This window comes from Arthrobacter sp. AB6 (assembly GCF_031844545.1).
Classification (GTDB): Bacteria; Actinomycetota; Actinomycetes; order Actinomycetales; family Micrococcaceae; genus Arthrobacter.
Window position 1 is genome coordinate 1 of sequence record NZ_JAUZVL010000021.1, and the last position, 21848, is coordinate 21848.

General features: G+C 64.6%; 20 protein-coding genes and 1 tRNA gene. 7 read left to right on the forward strand and 14 right to left on the reverse strand.

Translation table 11 applies throughout. The annotated features are described in order from the left end of the window. Positions 1–64: 64 nt before the first annotated feature. Positions 65–1006, reverse strand: a complete 942-nt coding sequence (locus Q9R30_RS14975; RefSeq protein WP_311218060.1) for a hypothetical protein — start codon at positions 1004–1006, stop codon at positions 65–67. A gap of 154 nt (positions 1007–1160) precedes the next feature. On the opposite strand from Q9R30_RS14975, the gene Q9R30_RS14980 reads away from it, so the two are divergent. The 3 genes from Q9R30_RS14980 (at position 1161) to Q9R30_RS14990 (ending at position 3591) form a co-directional block, all read left to right on the forward strand. Next, positions 1161–1706, forward strand: a complete 546-nt coding sequence (locus Q9R30_RS14980; protein ID WP_311218061.1) for a peptidylprolyl isomerase — start codon at positions 1161–1163, stop codon at positions 1704–1706. A gap of 9 nt (positions 1707–1715) precedes the next feature. Next, on the forward strand, positions 1716–2594 hold the full coding sequence (locus Q9R30_RS14985) for a rhomboid family intramembrane serine protease (protein ID WP_311218062.1): 879 nt from the start codon (positions 1716–1718) through the stop codon (positions 2592–2594). A gap of 529 nt (positions 2595–3123) precedes the next feature. Next, positions 3124–3591: a carboxymuconolactone decarboxylase family protein gene (locus Q9R30_RS14990; RefSeq protein WP_311218063.1), complete on the forward strand. Its 468-nt coding sequence runs from the start codon at positions 3124–3126 to the stop codon at positions 3589–3591. 182 nt (positions 3592–3773) lie between these two features. Here Q9R30_RS14990 and Q9R30_RS14995 read toward each other — a convergent pair whose 3' ends face one another. Next, a complete protein-coding gene (locus Q9R30_RS14995) occupies positions 3774–4388 on the reverse strand; it encodes a DNA-3-methyladenine glycosylase I (protein ID WP_104996260.1) in 615 nt (204 codons plus the stop codon). Positions 4389–4454: 66 nt separating this feature from the next. Next, positions 4455–4706, reverse strand: a complete 252-nt coding sequence (locus tag Q9R30_RS15000; protein WP_104999544.1) for a cell division protein CrgA — start codon at positions 4704–4706, stop codon at positions 4455–4457. Positions 4707–4880: 174 nt separating this feature from the next. Here Q9R30_RS15000 and Q9R30_RS15005 point away from each other — a divergent pair, with 174 nt between their 5' ends. Genes Q9R30_RS15005 through Q9R30_RS15015 form a run of 3 tightly spaced genes read left to right on the forward strand, consistent with a single transcriptional unit; the run spans position 4881 to position 6480 of the window. Continuing rightward, on the forward strand, positions 4881–5669 hold the full coding sequence (locus tag Q9R30_RS15005) for a class E sortase (protein ID WP_311218064.1): 789 nt from the start codon (positions 4881–4883) through the stop codon (positions 5667–5669). Between the two features lie 2 nt (positions 5670–5671). After that, positions 5672–5842 carry a hypothetical protein gene (locus tag Q9R30_RS15010; protein ID WP_199775299.1) on the forward strand — a complete coding sequence of 57 codons (171 nt, stop codon included), beginning with the start codon at positions 5672–5674 and terminating at the stop codon, positions 5840–5842. Beyond that, positions 5839–6480, forward strand: a complete 642-nt coding sequence (locus Q9R30_RS15015; RefSeq protein ID WP_104996262.1) for an aminodeoxychorismate/anthranilate synthase component II — start codon at positions 5839–5841, stop codon at positions 6478–6480. Before Q9R30_RS15010 ends, Q9R30_RS15015 begins: the two co-directional genes overlap by 4 nt. A gap of 29 nt (positions 6481–6509) precedes the next feature. Here Q9R30_RS15015 and pknB read toward each other — a convergent pair whose 3' ends face one another. Genes pknB through Q9R30_RS15050 form a run of 7 tightly spaced genes read right to left on the reverse strand, consistent with a single transcriptional unit; the run spans position 6510 to position 15957 of the window. Further along, positions 6510–8450 (reverse strand): Stk1 family PASTA domain-containing Ser/Thr kinase, encoded by a 1941-nt coding sequence (gene pknB / locus Q9R30_RS15020; protein WP_311218065.1) that lies wholly within the window; start codon positions 8448–8450, stop codon positions 6510–6512. A 15-nt stretch (positions 8451–8465) separates the two neighbouring features. Further along, positions 8466–10157: a serine/threonine-protein kinase gene (locus Q9R30_RS15025; RefSeq protein WP_104996264.1), complete on the reverse strand. Its 1692-nt coding sequence runs from the start codon at positions 10155–10157 to the stop codon at positions 8466–8468. Next, positions 10154–11614 (reverse strand): penicillin-binding protein 2, encoded by a 1461-nt coding sequence (locus Q9R30_RS15030; RefSeq protein WP_311218066.1) that lies wholly within the window; start codon positions 11612–11614, stop codon positions 10154–10156. The genes Q9R30_RS15025 and Q9R30_RS15030 overlap by 4 nt, the downstream gene beginning before the upstream one ends. Beyond that, positions 11611–13008, reverse strand: coding sequence for an FtsW/RodA/SpoVE family cell cycle protein (locus Q9R30_RS15035; RefSeq protein ID WP_104996266.1), 1398 nt, complete (start codon positions 13006–13008; stop codon positions 11611–11613). The genes Q9R30_RS15030 and Q9R30_RS15035 overlap by 4 nt, the downstream gene beginning before the upstream one ends. Next, on the reverse strand, positions 13005–14732 hold the full coding sequence (locus Q9R30_RS15040; protein WP_396136735.1) for a PP2C family protein-serine/threonine phosphatase: 1728 nt from the start codon (positions 14730–14732) through the stop codon (positions 13005–13007). The genes Q9R30_RS15035 and Q9R30_RS15040 overlap by 4 nt, the downstream gene beginning before the upstream one ends. A 2-nt stretch (positions 14733–14734) precedes the next feature. Beyond that, positions 14735–15217 (reverse strand): FHA domain-containing protein, encoded by a 483-nt coding sequence (locus Q9R30_RS15045; RefSeq protein ID WP_104996267.1) that lies wholly within the window; start codon positions 15215–15217, stop codon positions 14735–14737. Further along, positions 15214–15957 carry a DUF3662 and FHA domain-containing protein gene (locus Q9R30_RS15050; RefSeq protein ID WP_311218067.1) on the reverse strand — a complete coding sequence of 248 codons (744 nt, stop codon included), beginning with the start codon at positions 15955–15957 and terminating at the stop codon, positions 15214–15216. The genes Q9R30_RS15045 and Q9R30_RS15050 overlap by 4 nt, the downstream gene beginning before the upstream one ends. 310 nt (positions 15958–16267) lie before the next feature. Between Q9R30_RS15050 and Q9R30_RS15055 the strand changes: the two genes are divergently transcribed. After that, positions 16268–16350 (forward strand) — tRNA-Leu (locus Q9R30_RS15055). 150 nt (positions 16351–16500) lie between these two features. Here Q9R30_RS15055 and Q9R30_RS15060 read toward each other — a convergent pair. The 4 genes from Q9R30_RS15060 to Q9R30_RS15075 form a co-directional block, all read right to left on the reverse strand. After that, positions 16501–17199 (reverse strand): FCD domain-containing protein, encoded by a 699-nt coding sequence (locus tag Q9R30_RS15060; protein ID WP_311218068.1) that lies wholly within the window; start codon positions 17197–17199, stop codon positions 16501–16503. 10 nt (positions 17200–17209) lie between these two features. Continuing rightward, on the reverse strand, positions 17210–18337 hold the full coding sequence (locus Q9R30_RS15065) for an L-talarate/galactarate dehydratase (protein ID WP_311218069.1): 1128 nt from the start codon (positions 18335–18337) through the stop codon (positions 17210–17212). Between the two features lie 752 nt (positions 18338–19089). Further along, a complete protein-coding gene (locus tag Q9R30_RS15070) occupies positions 19090–20145 on the reverse strand; it encodes a carbon-nitrogen hydrolase family protein (RefSeq protein WP_311218070.1) in 1056 nt (351 codons plus the stop codon). Positions 20146–20372: 227 nt separating this feature from the next. Then, entirely contained in the window at positions 20373–21707 is a 1335-nt protein-coding gene (locus tag Q9R30_RS15075) for an MFS transporter (RefSeq protein WP_311218071.1), read from the reverse strand. Positions 21708–21848 lie beyond the last annotated feature (141 nt).

Genomic DNA, 21848 nt, shown 5'->3' on the forward strand with positions numbered 1-21848 from the left:
CTGCGGCGGAGCCCTTCTCGGCTGAGCTCTCCGGCCTTGGCCGGACGACACAGCGGATTGCTCATCAGGACTGGGTAGTGCCTTTGTTCCCGTTGCTGATGTTGGACGCGATGTTCTTGGTGGCAGTCTTGGCATCGGTGGCCGGAGCCGGAGCGCTTTCCGAAGCATCTTCCGCCACGTGCTTTGCCTTTTCCCCGGCGTCCTCGGCCTTGTCCGCCGTGGCTTCGGCCGGGGAGGAAACCGGTGTTGCCAAAGGTTCGGCGGTGTCGGCCGCCTTTTCCTGGACCTCGTTCACTGTGGTGGCCGGAACCGGTGCAGGCGTGGGTGTCACCGGGGACGGGGTCTTCCACGGATCCTCGACCGGCTTGGACGCCTTCCAGGCAGCGACTGCGGCCGCAACGGCCGCCGCGATGACGCCGAAGACAAGCCAGCCGCGCTTCTTCGGCTTCTCCGGCTCGGCAAGCTGGATGCCTACGGTGCGGCCAGCCTCCGTTGCGGCTGCCTTGAGCTGGGTGCCGGTGGCCTGTGCCTGCTCCTGGAGGGCATGGATGATTCCCACGTCCCCAAGCTTCTGCGCGACGGCATCAACGTGGGCGGGAGTGCTCTCCAGGGTGCGGTGCACGGCCTCCGAGGCGTGGCCGATCTGGTCTGACAGACGCGGCAGGTATTCAACAACAACCCGGTCGCGGGCGTTGAGGATCACCGGCGTGGCCTTGTCCAGGGCATCATGCAGGCGGGGTGAGGCGCCTTCCACGGCGTCGTTGATCTTGGGCGCGAGCTGCGCAAGGCCGTCCTGGATACGGGGGGTCACAGTGGCTACGCCGTCCGCCAGATTGTGGGCAGCGTACTTCAGGCCTTCCTGGATCTTTGGGGATGCGGTGTCCAGGCCGTGCTGGAGACGGTCAACAGCTGCTTCCACACGGGGGGTTGCCCAATCCCTGGCGTTCTCTACGGCGCTGGCGACTTGCAGCTCAAGGTCACGGGCAATACGGTCCGACTTCTTCACAACTACCTCCCGATTAGGTGACGGTTCTGTGGTTAGCCTACGTTGCTTGGTGTTCACCGGCTATTCCCACCGCGGATTTTCGGCGGATTTCACCCAGCGCGGAACTGCCGCCGCAGCCGCAACGGCCCGCATGGGCCGTGGAAGAATGGGGGCTATGACTGCCATCGCAACTGCAAAAGCAACCATCCACACGAGCCTCGGCGACATCGCCGTGAACCTCTTCGGCAACCACGCGCCCAAGACCGTCAAGAACTTCGTAGGCCTTGCCACCGGCGAGCAGGCGTGGACCCACCCGGAGACGGGCGAGGACAAGACCGGCACCCCGCTGTACAACGGGACCATCTTCCACCGCATCATCAAGGACTTCATGATCCAGGCCGGCGATCCGCTGGGCCGCGGAACGGGCGGACCGGGCTACCGCTTTGACGATGAAATCCACCCCGAGCTCAGCTTCAACCAGCCCTACAAGCTGGCCATGGCCAACGCCGGCATCCAGATGGGCAAGGGCACCAACGGTTCCCAGTTCTTCATCACCACCATTCCCACGGACTGGCTCCAGGGTAAGCACACCATCTTCGGCGAAGTGGCTGACGAGGAATCCAGGAAGGTTGTTGACGCTATCGAAGGCGTCCGCACCGGCATGGGTGACCGTCCCGTGGAGGACGTCACCATCAACAGCATCGACATCGAACAGCTGTAACACCGAACCATGAGTTACGGAATTCCGTCGGCCGAGCCGTCCGCGCAGGTTCCGGTATGCCCGCGGCACCCGGACCGGCCCTCCTATGTGCGCTGCCAGCGTTGCGGGCGCCCCGCCTGCCCTGACTGCCAGCGGGCGGCCGCCGTCGGATTCCAATGCATTGACTGCGTCAATGAAACAAAACGTTCGACGCCGGAGGTGCGGACGGTCTATGGCGGCGCCGCAGCTGCCGGCAAGCCTTTGGTGACGCTCGGAATCATCGCCGTGTGCGCTGTGGTGTACGCGCTGCAGTGGGTCGTCCCGGGCCAGGCGGTTTACGAACAGTTCGCCTACAACAATGTCTTTGCCACCCCCCAGTACGGGGCGTTCGAGCCGTGGCGCATGCTGACCGCAGCCTTCCTGCATTCTCCCGATTCACTGCTGCACATCCTGTTGAACATGTACACGCTGTGGATCTTCGGCCAGGCCTTGGAGCCGCTCCTGGGCCGCATGCGCTTCCTGGCCCTGTATCTGTTGTCGGCCGTGGGAGGCTCCGTCGGCTACCTGCTCCTGAACCCGGTCCTGGTGCCCGGACAGGGGCTGGTGGGAGTAGTGGGTGCTTCCGGTGCCATCTTCGGCCTGTTCGGCGCCATGCTGCTGGTCCAGCGCCACCGCGGTGGAGACACCCGGCAGCTGTGGGTCCTCATTGCGATCAATGGAGTCATCGGATTCCTGATTCCCCAGATTGCCTGGCAGGCCCACTTGGGCGGACTCATCACGGGCGTGCTGTGTGCGGCAGTCCTCGCCTACACTCCCCGCGGCCCCCGGCAGGGCCTCCTCCAGGCCGCGGGACTGGTGGCCGTTCTGGCCCTGTTGATAGCCGTCAGCTGGGTGAGGATTTCCGTCTAGCCTGTTGCCACTGCTGCGAGACCGAACTGACCAGAATCCCCGGCGTCCGAAAGGACCCCGGGGATTCCGCTTTATCCACAGCACTTATCCACATTGTTGGTAACTTACATGCCTGTAGTTCATCGTTCGGCAGTGCCGCTACCGCGCAGTGGCAGGGAATTCGCCGGATCGTGCCCGCCCTTCTCCACATCAGTGGATAACTATTGGGGATAGGGGTGTGCTTAAGTGGACAACCGGCCCCCGAAAACCGGTCCTGTGGATAAACCCCTGAAAAGCCGCCGGCGTTTCTGGCTTTACCCGGGGCCAGGGCGTCCTATCAACATGGTTATGCACACTGTTAGTAAAGAACAGCTGTGTAGTTAGGCGCTGTTTGTCCCGCTGCATCGCAACGTGCGGGCCGCCGATCGCGCCACTGGCCCCAGCCTGTTTCCACACCTGTGGATAACTTGTGGGTATCCCGATGTTGGTAAGTGGATAAGCTTCAGGTGCCTACCTATTGCGCCCAAGCCCGCTGCCGACAGGAGAATCCATGACCGCCGTTACCAAGCACGTCTTCTTGGACAAGCAGCATCCTGCGTTGTGGCGGGCGCTGAACGGACTGGGGCTCAAGGTCAAGGAGGCGGCCCAGGAGGCCGGTATCGAGGTCCGGACCGTGGAATTGCTTAATGTGCGGATTTCGCAGCTGAACGGCTGCGCCTTCTGCCTGGACCTCCATGTCAGGGAAGCGGTCGAGGCGGGCGAGACACCGCAGAGGCTGGCGGTACTGCCTGCATGGCGCGACACAGCACTTTTCACGGAGAAGGAACGTGCTGCCCTGGCGCTGGCCGAGAGCATCACGGAACTGCCGGGCCACGGTCCACAGGAGCATGAAGAAGCCTACGCCCGGGAGCGCCTCACTGAGGAAGAGTTCTCCGTGGTGAGCTGGCTGGCCATCACGATGAACGCATTCAACCGGATTTCCATCACCAGCCACCATCCGGTTCGGCGTGAGCGGTAGGCGCTGCCTGCCCATCCTCGGGATTATCCACAGGTATTCCACACTGTTAACAACCGCATGTCCGGTGCCGGATTGGCCGTGGGAGCCCTGTGGAAGGCGGCCGCGCCCACAGGCGGCGGGTGAGGCCGTCGGTTATCCCCATTGTGGATAACTTTCCCAACAGCTGGGGATAAACAGGGCGCTCAGCGGGACGGAGCGGGCCAGATTCCGGAGGACCCTCGCCGGTGGCTTCCCACCAGGTGGGTGTCCACCATTCCGATCGCTTCCATCAGGGCGAACATGGTGGTGGGACCGACGAAGGAGAACCCCTTCTTCCTCAGGGCCTTGGAGAGCGCAATGGATTCAGCCGACTGCGTGGGGATATCCGCATGGACCGCGGGGTGCGGAGTGGAAACGGGCTGGAACTGCCACACGAAGTCCACCAGCCCGCCGTCCCGGCGCAGTGCGAGGGTGGCTTGGGCGTTAGTGATGGCGGCGCAGATTTTCAACCGGTTCCGGACGATGCCTGCGTCCTGCATGAGCCGCGCAACGTCGCCGTCGGTGAACTGCGCAACCGCATCAGGGTTGAAACCGGCGAAGGCAGCACGGAACGCGGGGCGTTTGCGCAGGATGGTGGCCCAGGAAAGTCCTGCCTGGAAGCCCTCCAGGCAGATGCGTTCGTAGAGTCCTTGTTCGTCCCTGACCGGCAGGCCCCACTCGGTGTCGTAGTAGTCCCGCATAAGCGGGTCCGTAGATGCCCAAGCGGGGCGGGCCAGGCCGTCATCACCCACGAGGACACCAGCAGCGTCAGGAGTCACGCTTTTCTCCTTTAGGGATTACCTGCCGGGCCGGCCGTCCGGGAGTGGACCCCGTCCAGAAAGGGTCTAGGAGCGCCAGCGGGTGGTCATGAGGAAGCCTACGATGGCGATGCCGAACCCGGCCACGATGTTCCACGATTCCCAGGCCTGCACGGGAAAGCGGCCCTCGCTGATGTAGAACGTGATGATCCAGAAGAGGCCGATGATCATCAGGCCGAACATAACGGGCTTGAACCAAACCGGGTTGGGCTTGTACGCCTGGGAAGCTGCCTGCTGCGGGGTGCTGGCGGTCTTCTTGCGCGGCTTTGACTCGGGCACTGGCTCTCCTTGGCGGGCTGAGGCAAGATCGGTGTTCCGGCCTTGGTATCCTGCAAGAAGGAAATTGCCAGCGGTCTGCGCGATCTTGGTCAAATTTGGATTCTTACTAGCAGCCAATTCTAGCCGTAGTTCAGGGGCCGCCGGTGCCCGTCTGAACTGCCCGGAGGAGAACGCGTGGTATTGCAGGAGAAGGCAAGGCAAGCTGCTGCGCCGCCTGCCGGCGTCGTCATACTGCGCGGGACGGTCCAGGTTGTTGGTGAACTGCTCATCACCGCCGGCATCATCCTCCTGCTGTTTGTGGCCTGGCAGCTGTGGTGGACCAACGTGGAATCAGACGCCAGGCAGAGCGAAGTGATCAAGGAATTCGCGCAGGACATTGCCGCCGCCGCCCCTTCCGCGCCGGCCGCCGCAGATCCTCCTGCCGCTGGAGAAAACTTCGGCGAGCCCGCAGTGGCCGCCGCGCCGGCCCATGCGAGCACGATCGGCATCATGTACATTCCCCGGTTCGGGGCGAACTACACGCGCCCGATCGTCCAGGGAACCACCAGCGATGTGCTCGACACCCTGGGCCTGGGACATTACGGGAACACGGCCATGCCCGGCGCGGTGGGCAACTTCGCCGTAGCGGGGCACCGCCAGACGCATGGCGCCGTCCTGGACAACATCCACACGCTGGTTCCCGGGGACAAGATCTACGTCCAGACGAAAGACGGTTATTACGTTTACGTCTTCCGGAACAACCAGATCGTCATGCCGTCGCGCACCGACGTCCTGGAACCGGTGCCGACGCGTCCTGGGGTCACCCCCACCGAAAGATACCTGACCATGACAAGCTGCAACCCGCGCTTCGGCGCTGAAGAACGTATCATCGCCTACGCGCTGCTGGATAGTTGGCGCCCTGCTTCTGCTGGTCCGCCCGCGGAAATCGCGGACCAGGTGGCTTTGGCGATCGGAAAGGGCTAAACATGTACGGCTGGATTTTCCGCCACCTACCCGGGCCGCTCTGGCTGCGGATTGTCACCTCATTGGTGCTCATTGCCGCCGCACTGGTATTGATGGTTCAGTTCCTTTTCCCCTGGATGTCCCACTACACCCAGTTCACCGACTCAACGATTGGTTCAGCAAGCCAGCCATGACCACAACCAAGATCCTCGTGGTGGATAACTACGACAGCTTTGTCTACACCCTGGTGGGCTACCTCCAGGAACTCGGCGCCGAAACCACCGTTGTCCGCAATGACGACGTCACCTTGGCGGAGGCCATCGAACTGGCCAGCACCCGTGATGGCGTACTGATCTCACCCGGCCCCGGAAACCCTGCCGAAGCCGGAGTCTGCATAGAGCTGATCAAGTGGTGCGGCGAGAACAGCGTGCCCATGTTCGGCGTCTGCCTGGGCCACCAGGCGCTTGCCGAGGCCTTCGGCGGCAAGGTGACACACGCCCCCGAACTCATGCACGGCAAAACATCCCTGGTGCAGCACATCGGCACCAGCGTGTTTGCCGGACTCCCCTCCCCCGTCACCGCCACGCGGTACCACTCGCTGGCAGCCGTGCGGGAATCCATCCCTGACGTCCTGGAGATCACGGCTGAGACAGCAACGGGTGTGGTGATGGGCCTCCAGCACCGGACGGCACCCCTGTGCGGCGTGCAGTTCCACCCGGAGTCCGTACTCACTGAGGGCGGCTACCAGATGCTGGGCAACTGGCTTGAGTCCCTGGGAATGAAGGGCGCGGCTGCCCGCGCAGCCAAACTGAGCCCGCTTATCCAGCACTGAACCAGCACTGAACCAGCGCGGTGCCGGGCTTAGCCCTTTTTGGTGGAGGTCGGGCTCGGAGTAGCCGTGGGTGTGGGGCTAGGCGGGGGCGGCGGGGCTTTGGCCACCACGATGGTGACGGTCTTGCCCTGTTCCACGGCCGCGTTCACGGGCTCGCTTTGATCCGTCACCCTGCCCGGCTCAACCTGGGCATTCTCGGCCTCAACGACGTTGGGCACCAGGCTCAGTTCCTTCAACGCCGCCTCTGCCTCTTCGCGGGTGCGACCACGGAGTTCAGGGACAGCGACCTTGCCGGTGGACACCACCAGTTCAACGCTGGTCCCGACGCCCACCTTCTGGCCGGGGGCGGGGCTTGTGGTGATCACAATTCCGGCAGGCACGGTGGCGCTGTTTGCCGTGGTGGTGGAAGGGGCCCCTACCAGTCCGCTTTGACGCAGGATATCCCTGGCTGCCGCCTCTGTTTTGCCTGGAAGGCTCTCAGGGATCATGACGGCGCTGGGGCCCTCTGAAATGTTGAGGATCACCTCGGCGCCGGGGTCCAGCGAGGCGCCGGACGCGGGATCGGTGCCGATCGCCGTACCCTTGGCAACGGTGTCGTGCTGCGACCGGACAATCCGGGGCCGGAGTTCCGCGTTATACAGTTCCTGCAGCGCCGCCGATTCTGTCATGGCGGCCACTGCCGGCACCGTGATCTTGGGCGCTGCCGGAGCAGGGCGGTTGATAATGCTGTAGAGCCAGAGCGCGCCGCCTGCCAGGACGAGGAGCGTGAAGACCACCAGCGTGCCAATCCACGCACGACGGCGTGACTTCTGCCGCGGGCTCCGCTCACGTTCCGGAGTCAGGCCCAGCGGCAACGCATCAGCTGACCGATAGTCATCGACGCCGGCCACCAAGGGAACCATGGTTTCGTGGTCCTCGGCAGAGGCGGGGATAGCCGCCGACAGCCGGCCGGTAGGTGCGTCGTAGAGGAAGCCTGCCCCCGTGGCCGGGAAGGCCTCGGTGGCCGGCGACGGGACGTGGTCATTGGGGTCCGTGGGCGCTTCGGAGGCCGGGACCGCCGGGATCGGCACGCCGGACCGTGCAGCGCGCAGGGCACGCCGGAATGCCGCAGCATCCTGGAACCGGTCATCCCGGTTCTTTTGCAGCGCCTTCGCCAGCACACTGTCCAGGGCAGGATTCACATCGGGGTTGAGGCTGCTGGGAGGCTCGGGAATCTCCCGGACATGCTGGTAGGCCACGGACACTGGGCTGTCACCGACGAACGGCGGCCTGGACGTGAGCATTTCGTACAACAGGCAGGCAGCGGAATACAGGTCACTGCGGGCGTCAACTGTTTCGCCGCGGGCCTGCTCGGGAGAGAGGTACTGCGCGGTACCCACCACGGCCTGTGTCTGCGTCATGGTGGCTGAAGAGTCGGCGATGGCGCGGGCGATGCCGAAGTCCATCACCTTCACCGAGTTGGTGTTTTCGCAGTACATGACGTTGGCCGGCTTGATGTCCCGGTGCACGATACCGGCCTTGTGGCTGTATTCGAGGGCTCCGAGGACGCCCAGGCAATAGTCGATTGCCTGGTCAATGGTGACGTCATGCGCACGAATCAGGTCGCGGATGGTCTTGCCCTCCACGAACTCCATCACGATATACGGCACCCGGACGTTGTCCTCCGAGCCATCGTGGACCAGGTGTTCACCGGTGTCGTAAATGGCAACGATGGAGGAATGGTTGAGGGAGGCGACCGCCTGGGCTTCACGCTTGAACCTGGCCTGGAACTGCGGGTCACGAGCCATGTCCGGCCGAAGCAGTTTTACGGCCACGGTCCGCCCCAACCGGGTGTCCACTCCCCGGTAGACGTCCGCCATGCCTCCGCGGCCGATCAGGCCGCCCAGTTCGTACCGGCCGCTGAGGACACGGCGGTTATCCACCGGGAGGCTGTCCTCGCGGTGCAACGGTGTGCGCGCTGACTCGTTCACTGGCTGTCCTGGCGGTTACGGCTTGCAGGTTGGCGGGGCACCGGGCAGTTGGCCGGCGGTGCAGGCGGGCAGGGGCGATGCCACGGTGGGCGCCGCCACCGCAGACGTGGTGGCTGACGGGGCCGGTGCGGGAGCAGACGTGGTGGGTGCCGGCGGCGCTACGGCATAGACCACCGTAATGGGCGAGCCCTGGGGCACCAGGCCCGTGGGATTCAATTCTATGACCTTGCCCGGGCCATCCGCGGTACTCTCCTGCGGAATCACGGTGACGGCCAGCCCGAGCCCGGCAAGCTCCGCCTGCACCTTGCGGTAGTCCTGCCCGAGGTAGGCGGCCGGGATGACATTGACCGTTTCCTGGGTGGGTGTGGGCGTGCGGGTGGCCGTGGGCGTGGGCGACTGCGTGGTCCTGGTGGGGCTGGCGGTGGTGCTCTGCGGGCTGCTTGTTGTTGCCCCGGAGGTGGGGTCGTTCACGGGAAAGAGGATGCCGCGCTGGCTAAGGAAGAAACCCACCAACGCGAACAGGAGCAGCAGGATCAGGGCAATCAACGGCCAGGTCCAGGGACTGCGGCCCTTCCGCTGCGGCTCATCGGCGGGCTCGTCGTCGTACGTTGTTTCTTCCGGGACCCACTTGCGCTCGGCGGCCAGGGCATTGGCCCGGGCGAGTGCGCCCTGGGGAGCGTCGGGCTCCGCCGCTGATGCGGCGGCAGCCCCCGCGGCTGCGCCCGCACCCAGCACCGGCAAAGCGGAAGTGGGAGTGGGTGAACTGTCGCGCTGGGCACCAATGACGCCCGTGGGCGCAGTGGCGGTGTCCACGGGAGCGGTGATGGGGCCGGTGTTGTCAGCGTCAAAAAGGAGCATGCCGGGAACAGCGGCCCGGGCGGCGCTGATATCGCCGTTCCGGATGGCCTCGGCTGCCTCTGCCAGCTTGATGGCGTTCTCCGGCCGGTTCTTTGGATCCTTGGCCAGCATGGACATCAGGAGGGCGCGCACCGGGGTGGGAAGGGATTCCGGCAGCGGCGGCGGGGCATCGTTGACCTGGGCCAGGGCGATGGCGATCTGGGACTCGCCGGAGAAGGGACGGTGGCCGGTCAGGCACTCGTAGCCGATGACGCCGAGCGCATAGATGTCCGAGGAACCGGTGGCAGTCTGGCCGGTGGCCTGCTCCGGAGCAAGGTACTGGGCGGTGCCCATCACCTGGCCGGTCTGGGTGAGGGGAACCTGGTCAGCCAGGCGGGCGATGCCGAAGTCGGTGACCTTGACCCGTCCGTCAGGGGTGATCAGGAGGTTGCCGGGCTTCACGTCACGGTGCACCAGGCCCTGTGCGTGGGCAACGGACAGCGCCCGCGCGGTCTGCGCAATGATGGACAGAGTGCGGTCCGGGGACAGGACCTGCTCGTGCTCAATGATGTTGCTCAGGGGCTGGCCGGGGACCAGTTCCATGACCAGGTAGGCGGAACCCTCCTCCTCGCCGTAGTCGAAGACGTTGGCGATGCCCACGTGGTTCAGGAGCGCGGTGTGGCGGGCCTCGGCGCGGAAACGCTGGAGGAACCCGGGATCGCCGGTGTACTCCTCCTTAAGCACCTTGATGGCGACGATGCGGCCCAGGACGAGGTCTTTCGCTTTCCAGACTTCGCCCATGCCGCCGATCGCGATCCGCGTGGTCAGCTGGAATCTGCCGCCGAGGGTGATTCCGGTTGTAGGCCTCACTTATTCAACACCGCCTCAAAAATTCTCTTCGCGTTCGGACTGGTTAGCTGGGCTCCCGTGGTGATGTCCACGCCTTCCATGACGATCGTGACACCCACCTCCGGGTTGTTTGCGGGGGCAAAACCGGTAAACCAGGAGTTGTTGGTGCCGTTCCCCAATTCCGCAGTTCCCGTCTTGCCGGCCACCTGGACGCCGGGAACGGCTGCCCTGTTGGCGATGCCCTCACCGACGGCACTGACCATCCACTCGGTGATCTGGTTTGCAATATCCGGGGTGGTGGAGGTCCGCAGCTGCTGGGGCTGGGGTTCGTCAATGACCCGCAGGTCCGGAGAGCGGAGGGTCTTGACCAGGGTGGGCCTCATCTGGACGCCGTCGTTGGCAATCGCCGCGGTCATCAACGCAACCTGCAGCGGTGTGGCACGGACATCCTTCTGGCCAATGGCGGACTGGGCCAGCCCGGGTGCGTCCAGGTCATCCGGGAAGCCGTTGCCCCGGGCATACCCGAGCTTGAGCTGGTCCCCCATGTCCTCACCGAAACCGAACTTTTTCGCCTGCTCTGCGATGGCGTCCCGGCCCAGGTCCAGTGCAATGCTGGCGAACGGGGTGTTGCAGGACTGCTGCAGTGCGAAAGCGAAGCCCGCAGTGTCCCGGGTGTAGCAGTTGCCGCCAGCGTAGTTGGGAAGTTTGTACTGGATTCCTTCGAACGGCATTTCCGCCGGGTTGGGGAGCACGCTGTCCTTGTTGTACTTCCCTGATGCAAGCGCCGCGGCGGTGTCCACCAGCTTGTAGACGGATCCCGGCGCCAGCAGTTCCCCGGTGGGCCCGCTGACGTTCTGGTTCAGGTTGATGCCCGGGACCTTGAGCAGCTCGTTGATGTTGGCGGTCTCTGCGTTCGGGTCCTGGATGGCGATCAGGTTGGGATCGTAGGAGGGTTTGGAAACCATGGCAAGGATGGCCCCGGTTTTGGGATTGGTGACCACGATGGACCCGCGCTGCCCGTCCGGGATCAGGCTGTACGCCAGCCGCTGGATTTCGGGGTCAATGGTGAGCTCCACCGACGCGCCCTTGGGCTGGTTCCCCAGGAAGAGCTGGCCCACGCGGTCCAGGAACAGCTGGTCGGAGCTGCCCGTGAGTACCTCACCCATGGCCTGTTCCAGGCCGGTGGCACCGAAATTCTGCGAGAAGTATCCCGTGATTCCCGCGTAAAGTTCCGGCTGCGGGTAGGTCCGCTGGAACTTGCAGGTCTCCGACGTGCCTTCGACCGATTCTGCTACCGGAGTGCCCCCCACGATGATGGCACCGCGGTCGTTGCAGTAGTTCTGCAGGATGGCACGCTGGTTCCACGGGTTGGCCTTGAGCTCATCGGCGCCCACCACCTGGACGTAGCTGATGGCGCCGAAGATGAGGGCGAACATGGCGACGGCCGCCACCCATGAATGCCGTATTGCCTGGTTCACGAGTGCTTCACCGCCTCAGTAGGAGTATCAATGCCCATCGAATCTGCCGCCTCGCCCGGCCGCAGCGGTGTGGTGTCCACCGGGCCGCGGGCTGTATGGGAAATCATCAGGAGCAGGCCCACAATGATCCAGTTGGCAAGCAGCGACGAACCGCCGGCCGCCAGGAACGGCGTTGTCAGGCCGGTCAGGGGGATGAGCCGCGTGACCCCGCCGATCACCACGAAGCATTGCAGCGCCACGGCGAAAGAGAGACCGCAGGCAAGGAGCTTTCCGAACGCGTCCCGGGTGCCCAGCGCGGCCCTGAACCCCCGCGTGAACAGCAGCAGGTACATCAGGACGACGGCGAACAGGCCCACCAGGCCGAGTTCCTCGCCAAGGGATGCGATGATCATGTCGCTGTTGGCGAACGGGACCAGGTCCGGGCGGCCCTGCCCCAGTCCGGTTCCCACCAGTCCGCCGTTGGCCATGCCGAAGAGGCCTTGGACAATCTGGCCGCTTCCGCCCGGTGAGCGGTCGTAGACCTCCGGGGTGAAGGCGTTGAGCCAGCCGTCGATGCGGAGCGCAACGTGGGAGAAGACCTGGGCGGCAATGAAGCCGCCGCCAAAGATGAGGGCCAGGCCTATTACTACCCAGCTGATGCGGCTTGTGGCCACGTAGATCATCACGATGAACAGGCCGAAGAAGAGCACGGATGAACCAAGGTCCCGCTGGAAGATGAGCACGCCGATGCTGACCAGCCAGGCCGTGATCATGGGTCCCATGTCCTTGAACCGCGGGAACTGCAGCGGACCGACTTTCCGGCCGGCCAGCAGGATCAGGTCGCGGTTGGACGAAAGGTAACCAGCAAAGAATATGGCGAGGGTGATCTTGGCGACCTCGCCGGGCTGGAACGTCATGGGACCGAGCCGGATCCAGACGCGGGCGCCCAGGATCTCGCCCGCGCTGATCCCGGGGATCAGCGGCAGGAGAAGGAGGACGGCGCTGGCCGCCAGGGAGATGAAGGTGAACCTGCGGAGGACGCGGTGGTCCTTGAGCAGCCAGATGACGGCGATCGCAACCGCCATTGCAATGAGGGTCCAGCGCAGCTGGTTGTTGCCGGTGTCATCACCGGGCGCGTCGAGGCGGTGGATCATGGCCAGCCCGAGTCCGTTGAGGGCCACCACCAGCGGAAGTATTACCGGGTCGGCATACTTGGCGCGGAAGCGCAGGACCCCATGGAAAACCAGGGAGGCAACGGCGAGGAGGCTGGACTGGAACCAGAAATCCGAATCGAAAGCCTTTTCCTGGTCGACGCCCACCAGCATGTTGGCGCCGATGCCCACGGCCAGGGCCAGCAGGAGCAGTGCGAGTTCGACGTTCCGCCGTGGCTTGGGAATGGTGCTGAGCTGGCTCATGGGACGGCCTTGCAGGTGACGGTGGGGCTGGGGGACGGGCTTGCCGGAGTGGCGGTGGCCTCCGGGGCCGGTGCAGGAGCGGCCGGGTCCGTGGGGGCTGGCGCCGCCTCGGATGCTCCGGGCGACGCGGAAGCTGTTGGACACCCTTCCTCTGGGGAGGTGGTCCCGGTGAGTTCGAGGTTCTTCACGATGCGCTGGGCATCGTAGAGGTCATTGGCAGGCACGGTCTGGCGCACCCGCTGCTGCGAGAACTGGGGCAGGGAATCCATCCGGATTTCTGTAACGGTTTCTAGGCTGGAGAGTCCAATGGGGCCAAGGCGCTGGGAGACGCCGTTGAAGATGGCGACGCGGGAGTCGTACTCGCCGACGTAGTAGCGGGTCTGGGTCCAGGCATACCCGAGCCAGAGGCCCGCGGTCAGGACCACCAGCACCGATGCGGCGATCGCCCAGGTAATCCAGCGCCGCGGTTTAAGCGGCACGAGGGTGTCATCAGCCTCGGTGCCGGGCTGTTCTGCCCGGTGGGTGAGGAGGGTGGCTGCCCTCCGCGCCACGGTGCGTCCGGCGATAGTGGGAATGGATCCGGATTCTGCGGCCGCTGCAGCTGCACCCACGAGTTCGTGGGGGCGCGAGGCGAGTTCATCCCGCAGGACCTCAGCGGACAGGTGCTCGCCCAAGTGCGGGTCGGTGGAGCCCGGTTCCACTGACCGGGTGCCATGGCCGTCCTTGGAAGGTCCGGCGGCGGCCGGACTGGCGCTGGCCGCTGGTTCATTGCCCGCGCCGGCGCCCTTGCCAGGGCTTTCGGTGCCGGACGTGTTCTTGCCGGGAGCTTTGGTGCCCTCAGCCGGGGCCTTCGGCCCCGCGGCGGCCTCTGGTGACGGTTCGACTCCTGCGGCAGGGGCTGCGGCGATGGCTGTGGAAGGGACGACTTCAACGGCAGCTGTGCTGACGTCGTCGGGCGTTTCCTCAACGATTTCCACCATGACCACCGTGACGTTGTCCGGGGAGCCGGCTTCGAGGGTCAGGTCCACGAGGGTTTCCACGCATTCGCGGAGGTCTTTGGTCTCCCGGACGGTACGTTCCACGGCGTGGCCGGCAACGTAGTTGAGCCCGTCGGAGCAGAGCAGCCAGCGGTCGCCGGGGCGGACATCCAGGGTGTCGAGATCGAGTTCCGGGCTGGCGTCAACATCGCCCAGGACGCGCATCAGGACGTTTTTGTGCGGGTGGCTTTCGGCCTCCTCAGGCCGCAGCCGGCCTTCGTCGATGAGGCGCTGGACAAAGGTGTGGTCCACGCTGACTTGCTTGAATTCGCCGTCGCGCAGGAGGTAGGCGCGGGAATCCCCGATATGTGCGAAGTAGAGCTTGCCCTCGGCCAGCAGGAGCGCAGTGACGGTGGTGCCCATCCCGGCCAGCTTGGGGTTCTGGTGCACGAGTTCGGAAAGCAGGGAATTGGCCGTCTGGATTTCGTCGGCGAGGACGGTGCCGGCGTCGCCGTCGTAATCGCCGCGGTCCAGGTGGATCATGTCCAGGACGGTGGCGGCGGAGGCTACGTCGCCGCCCGCGTGGCCGCCCATGCCGTCCGCGACGACGGCGAGGTGCCGTCCCACGTAGGCGGAGTCGTCGTTCTTTGAACGGATCCGGCCGACGTCGGAGCGTGCGGCGTAGCGCATGATGAGGGGCCGCTGCGCGGACCGGGGCCCGTTGGCGGGGGTTTGCGTGACGGCCACGGCTATGGCCTCAATTCGATGACCGTCTTGCCGATTCTCACGGGTACCCCTGGCTCAACCGGCAGGGCACGGGTAAGTTGCTGGTCCGCCAGGTAGGTTCCGTTCGTGGACCCCAGGTCCTCGATGAACCAGCGGCTGCCTTGGGGGAACAGCCTGGCGTGGCGGCCGGAGGCGTAGTCGTCCTCCAGGACCAGGGTGGCCTCCTGGGCGCGGCCCAGGAGGATGGGGCTGGCGGCCAGCGGAAGAGTGGTTCCCTTCAGCGGTCCTTCGACGACGACCAGTTGGTGCGCCTGCTGCTTCGCCGGCTGCGGAGGGGCTTCAGCAAGCTCCGGGTTCCTGCGGACCTGGCGTTGGGTGGGGGCGCCGGCGGCTGCCTTCCGGCCCACCATGAGGTCCCGCCGCATCGCTGAAACGATGCTGAAGATCAGCACCCAGAGGAGCAGGAGGAAGCCGAACCGCAGGACGGTGATAGTGAGATCGCTCATGGGCGGCCACCAGTGCTGGCAGGCAAAAGGCGGAAGATGATTTTTGTCCGTCCCATAGTGATGGTGGAGCCGTCAGTGAGTTCGGTGCTCCCCGATACCTTCTGTCCGTTGACGTAGCTGCCGTTGGTGGAACCCATGTCCACAGCGCTGGTCACCCCGTTGGCCGTGCGGATTTCCAGGTGGCGGCGGGAAACGCCTGTGTCTTCGACATGGATGTCGGCTTCGGACGACCTGCCAAGGACGATGGATGGAGCGTTCAGGGAGTAACGCTGGCCGTCGATATCCAGTACGGGCTGAAGCCGTGCCGGCTGCCGGCTGGGGGCCACCGGCACGTTGGGACGTTGTGGCTGGCCTGCGGATGCGCCCTTCGATTTCTCGGTTGAGGAGAGGATCTCGAAGTCGCCGGCACGCAGCTCGGCGTCCCGGCGGAAGGAAATCCGTACTGAGCCCTGAAGGGTGTAGCCCTGGCTGCGGACGTGGTTGATGACAACGTCGCAGAGTTCTTCGGCCAGCGGGGTGCCCCATTCCTGGGCCCGTTTGAAGTCGTCATCGCTGAGCTGCACGTCGAAAACGTTTGGGGCGAGTGTCCGGCCGGCCGCCACAGTCAGGGCCTTGTGGTCCACTTCGCGGCGCAGCCTGCTGGCGATCTCCACGGGTTCGACCTGGGCGCGAGAGCCGGTGGAGAAGACGCCCCGGACAGCCTTTTCAATGCCGCGTTCAACCTTGTCCAGCAGACCCATGGTTCTTCTCCTTTCCCCTCAGCCGCGGGGCAGTTTTCGTTCCGGAACTTCACCCGCAGTGCAGCTCGCAAGTCGGCGGTGTGCCTGCCTGCAGCAGCCACTCCTACATCAGATACTACTGGTCAGGGCTGTGAATGACCTTAATCAGCAACGCCTGGGTACCTCCAAAAGTTCGGTCTGTTGCCTGGCCTTGCGTGGGCGGACGGAGGCCAATTGGTGTTTTCCATCCACCTTCCGTTATGCTTGATCTCGCTGCTTTTACAAGGTAACGGATCCGGGAAACCGGCCGGCGCCGGGTGAAAGAAGTTGCGCGCGAGTGGCGGAACGGCAGACGCGCTGGCTTCAGGTGCCAGTATCCGAAAGGGTGTGGGGGTTCAAATCCCCCCTCGCGCACGCAAATGTAAAGAGCTCCGGTCGAGAGGCCGGGGCTCTTTTGCGTTAACTCCACGCCACGAACTTGGGCTTGTTCGCTAATCCGGGCCTTGAAGGTTCGGATCCGCGAACAACCTTAGGTTCCGGCGAGTTGCCGGGGCGCACGCCACGTTACGGCCGCGCGGAAGCCTTGAACCGGCGTCGTGAGTTGGCCAGGTGGCTGCGCATGGCAGCCGCTGCGGCAGCCTCGTCACCGTCCGCAATGGCCTCCGAGATGGAGCGGTGTTCCTGGACCACCTGGTCGAAGTGGTCGCGGGCGTAGTGCTCGACGCCGGTCATGAGGCGGGTGCGCGGCATCGCGATCATCGTTTGGCCCAGGGCCGCCAGGCAGTCGGAGTAGTAGGGGTTGCCGGAGGCGGCGGCAACGGCGCGGTGGAACTCGAAGTCTGACTTCATGGCGTGGGCGGGATGCCCCGCGCTGGCGGTGAACTCTTCGAGGGCCGCGGTGACGGCGCGCAGTTGCCGCTCGGTGTGGTTACGTGCGGCCAGCGCTGCGGCCTCGGTTTCCACGCCCATACGGAACTCCAGCAGGTGGAGCCGGTCCTCCATGGTGGCCACGGGACGGGCCCCGGGTGCTGCCTGGGGCCCGTCCGATGGCGGGATGAGGGCGAAGCTGCCCCGCCCGCGTTCAGTCTCAACAAGCCCCTCGGCCTGGAGCCGGGTCAGCGCCGCGCGGACAACCGTCCGGCTGACGCCGAAGTCGTTGATGAGGGTGTTCTCGCTGGGGAGCTTCTCACCCGGCTGGATGACGCCGTCGACGATGCGGTTGCGAAGGTCAGCGGCGAGGTCCGCGGTGAGGTTCCGGGTCATGGCTTCAAGGTTACGCGCCGAACTCCGCGGACTCGGTGGTCCAGGCACGTGCCTGGTCGCTGAGGGTGACGCCCAGGCCGGGGCGGTCCGGGACAATCATCTGGCCGTCCTTGGTTTCGAGCCGCTCATTGAACAGCGGGTCCAGCCAGTCGAAGTGTTCCACCCAGGGCTCGCGGGGGTAGGCCGCGGCCAGGTGGAGGTGGATTTCCATGGCGAAATGCGGTGCCAGGCCCAGTCCGCGCTCGTCTGCGAGTGCTGCCAGGCGGAGGAACTGGGTGATGCCGCCGACGCGGGGAGCATCCGGCTGGATGATGTCGCAGCCGTTGGCGTTGATGAGGCCCTTGTGTTCGGCCACAGACGCCAGCATTTCACCGGTGGCGATGGGGGTGTCCAGGACGTTTGCCAGGTGGGCGTGGCCCTCGAAGTCGTAGGCGTCCAGGGGTTCTTCGATCCAGATGAGGTTGAACTCCTCGAGCTGGCGTCCCATCCGCAGGGCGGTGGCCCGGTCCCACTGCTGGTTGGCGTCCACCATCAGCGGGACGTCCCAGCCGACGTGCTCGCGGATGCCCGCGACGCGGAGCAGGTCCTCCTTGCTGTCCGGGAGGCCCACTTTGATCTTGATGCCGCCGATGCCTTCTTCGATGGACTGGGTGGCGCGTGCCTTGACTTCCTCGAGGGTGGCGTTGAGGAAGCCGCCCGAGGTGTTGTAGGTCTGGACGGAATCACGGTGTGAGCCGAGGAACTTGGCCAGCGGCAGGCCGGCCCGCTTGGCTTTGAGGTCGTAGAGGGCGATGTCGATCGCGGCCAGTGCCTGGGTGGCGACGCCCGAACGGCCCACTGACGCTCCGGCCCACAGCAGCTTGGTGTAGATCTTCGCAATGTCGTTGGGGTCCTCGCCGATGGCGCCCTCGGCCACTTCCTTGGCGTGTGCGTACTGCGCCGGCCCGCCGGCCCGCTTGGAGTAGCTGAATCCGACGCCGGTGTGCCCCAGGTCCGTGGTAATTTCCGCGAAGAGGAAGACCACCTCGGTCATGGGCTTCTGCCTTCCCGTGAAGACCTTGGCATCGCTGATGGGGACAGCGAGGGGCAGGCGGGCGGTGGACAGTTTGACGTGCCGGATCAGGTCGACGGAACTCATGGATTCTCCTTTGGGCGGCGCCGGGCTCCTTCGCCCGCCCGCTTATAATATAAGTGCGTAACTTGTATTACAAGTACTGCCTGCATGGGCTGCTCAGTCCTTGGCATGGCGCAAAGTGCGGGTAAACCGATTTCTTGCTGATTCCGTATCACGCGGGCCAGGACGGACTTCGCAGCGCCGGCTGCGGCGCGCCGATCCATCTCTGCAGCATCGAATTCGACGAGGGCCCGTGACCTAAAGCATCAGGTTGGCCACGGAGGCGTTTCGTCGGTGAAGACCAGACGTTCCTTGACGAATTCGTCGCACGCACCATTGCTGTTCAGGGCCGGACGAGCCGCTCCGTGCTGTGGACAACTATGGGGTCCCGTCGAAGCCGCCTGAGCCTAGATGGTGTCAGGATGAAATCTAGGACTCTTTGAGAGCCCTGTCTAAGTAGGGGCGAACCAGCTCTTTTCTGACGTCGGTCGGCTGGTCGCCTGACGTCAGGATGGGGTGTAGTTCATCGAACCGCATTAGGTGCTTCAACGGCTCAAACCATCGTTTCTCGCTTCTCCGGGCGTACCTGGCCCGGAAGACCCAGCTTAACCAGCAGCTCACGAATCCAGCTGATGCGCTCGGCTCGGCCATTTTTCAGCAGACTCGGAGGGCGCTCGGCAAAGGCCCATGAACGCGTTGCCGAGCGCCCTCGCGGCCGGACCCGACAAGGCCGTGGCCATACGGTTTTCCCGCAGCTGGTATCGGTCGATGCTGCATTATACGGTTTTGAGGCTCCCCTCTTGGGGGAGGTAGAGCTCGGCCTCCGGCTCGTCCACGAAGACGTCTTCGTTTTCCGCCGGGTCAATCAGCGTGATCGGGCGGACCCTGCGCCGGTTGACCCGTAGATCAAAGATGTCGAACCGGTTGTAGTAGCCCGACACGTCGTGGAATTGTTTGGGTTCGATGCAGGCGTCGAGGTCGATCTCATGGATAAGGAGACCTTCGTCCTCCTGCATCGTCTCGCTGATGACTTCGGCAAACGGGTCGATGACGAGGGAGACTCCGGGCGCCGTCTGGTCCAGAACGCGGAGGGCTTCGCTGTCCAGGGATGCGAGCCCGGCGCGCGTAGTGGCGTCCAAGACGGAGGAGACCACGACGTTGAAGACCTTAGCTTCAAAGGAGTGCGCCCCGGCGCGGACGCGGATGGCAGCACCGAGGTCATAGGCCTTGCCCCCGGCGGCCGGGTCGCGGGTCGGCCAGACCGGCGGGTAGCTGGAGATATGGACCTCTTCGGCCTGCGCCATGAGGGTGTAGCGGGCCAGCGGGTTCGTGTTTTCGCCGCAGATGAGCATGCCGAGGCGTCCGGCCGGTGTATCGCTCACGGTCAGCCCCTTCCCGTCACCAGGGGTCCAGATGAGCTTTTCGTAGAACGTGGGGACGATCTTGCGGTGGTGGTTGATGATGGCGCCGTCCGGGCCGATTAAAAGGTTGGTGTTCCAGATGCTGCCCTTGCTGGTGCGGCTTCGCTCGCTGATGCCTACCGACACGGTCAGGGCGTGTGTGCGTGCCGCCTCTTGCAGGGCACGCACCTCGGGTCCATCGATATAGACAGAGCTGGAGACGAAGGCCTTGAATAGATCGTGGTTGTAGATGGGGGCGCGTAGGGCGGCCCAGACCGGGAAGCCTGGTATGTAGGATTCGGGGAAGGCGATGAGGTCCGCGCCAGACCTTGCGGCCTCGGCGATGGCATCGACCGCCTTCGCGGTGGTGGCCGAGGGGTCGAGGAAGACCGGCGCGAGGTGGGCGGCGACTACGGTGCGTCTGGTGGTCATGATAGGTCTTTTCCTGTCTGAAAGTGGTTAAGGGCGGGGATCTTGCCGATGCCGGTGTCCCAGTGCGCCAAGGCGGGTCCTGCCGTCTTGCGCAAGTATCTGAAGTTGCGTGGCGGGTCGAACGTGGGTTCGTTCAGGAAGCGGAGGCCGCCGACATCGATCACCCCGGTCGGTCCGGCGAGGACGGCGATCCCTAAATCCCTCGCTCAGGTGTCACCCTTTTTTGGTCAGAGCTCGACATGACGCAGGTCCTTACTCAGCAGTGCCCCGGCGCACAGGAGGACTGAACCGAGGACGAGGATGACAATCGGTGTGTAGGCGTATGGCATGAAGGCTGAGAGGCCCAGCAGATAGTAGGGGTAGAAGGCGGGGATGACGCTGGGCAGGCTGTAGGCAATGCCGTAGCCGGAGGACCGGATTTCCGTCGGAAACATCTCCATGATGTATGCGGTGATCATTGCAAACACGACGAGACCGCTAACGATCGCCGCCGCTCCGCCGACGACCACTGCGGCCGTCGACCCTGGGTTGTTGATCGCCCATAGGAGACTTAGCGGACTGACGGTGAGATTTACGGTCCCGATCACGAGGTAGACCGGTCGGCGGCCTAACTTCTGGCCGGCCATGCCGACGAACGGGAACAGGGTCATGCCGATGACGGCCGCGATCAGCACGGTGGTATTGATGGTCGCGATTTGCGTCCCTAGGAGCTTGAAGTGCCCGGCGAAGACACCGATCGTCCCGTTCATAATGAACCAGGTGCCGGTGGAGGTTACCGCGGCGACTAAGAAGGACTTGAGGTTGCGTCCGGAAAAGAGCGTGCGGAGCGGGTTCGCTACCGGGGTGGCCTTGGACCAAAGCTCGGACTCGGGAATGGAGCGGCTGTAGTGGAGGAAGACCATGACGGAGAGGATGAATCCGACGATGAATGGGATGCGCCATCCCCACATACTGTAGGCGGAGGACGCATCGCCCTGAGGGAAAATCTGGAGCGTGCCGGCCGTCAGGATTGTGATGAAGCCAAGGGCCGCCGGGTATCCGATGTTCAGCAGGGAGCCGTAGAGGCCGCGCCGGTGGCGTGGGGCGTACTCCATAGCAAGGGGGTTCGCAGCGGTGTACTCGCCGCCCAGGAAAGCTCCGTTTACCAGTCGCAGCAGGAGCAGCAAGGCCGGCGCGAGCCAGCCGATGGCTGCGTAACCGGGGAGGCAAGCGATCATCCCCGTGCACGAGGCGAAGCCGGCGGCGACGATCACCGTTGTTTTCCTCCGGCCGATCCGGTCTCCAAGGATCCCGAAAACTATGGATCCGATCGGGCGGCCCACCAGCGAGACCGCAAAGATGGCCGCGGTGAGAGTCGCCATCTCGGTCTGGGTGGCGCCAGGCTGGACGAAGTAATTGATCGCCGGAGCGAGCGCGATCACCGGCAAGTAGACGTCGAACATGTCGACGAAGAAGGCGAAAATCGCCGCGCGCAGGGTCTTGCGGCCCTTGGCCCGGTATTCCGGGTCCTCGGAGGGCTGGCGTTGGTCGACGCTGACCTGGCCCACAGTTGAATCAGTCAAAGGAAGTTCCCTTCGGGTTGGCGTCCCGGTAGCACGTAGCGGGCGAGGGGACTGCTCGACAGTGCGTGGATGTGACTGCAACCACGAATTGGTGCCAATCACTGCCGACACACTATGAAAGATACCGACTCCAGCACATAT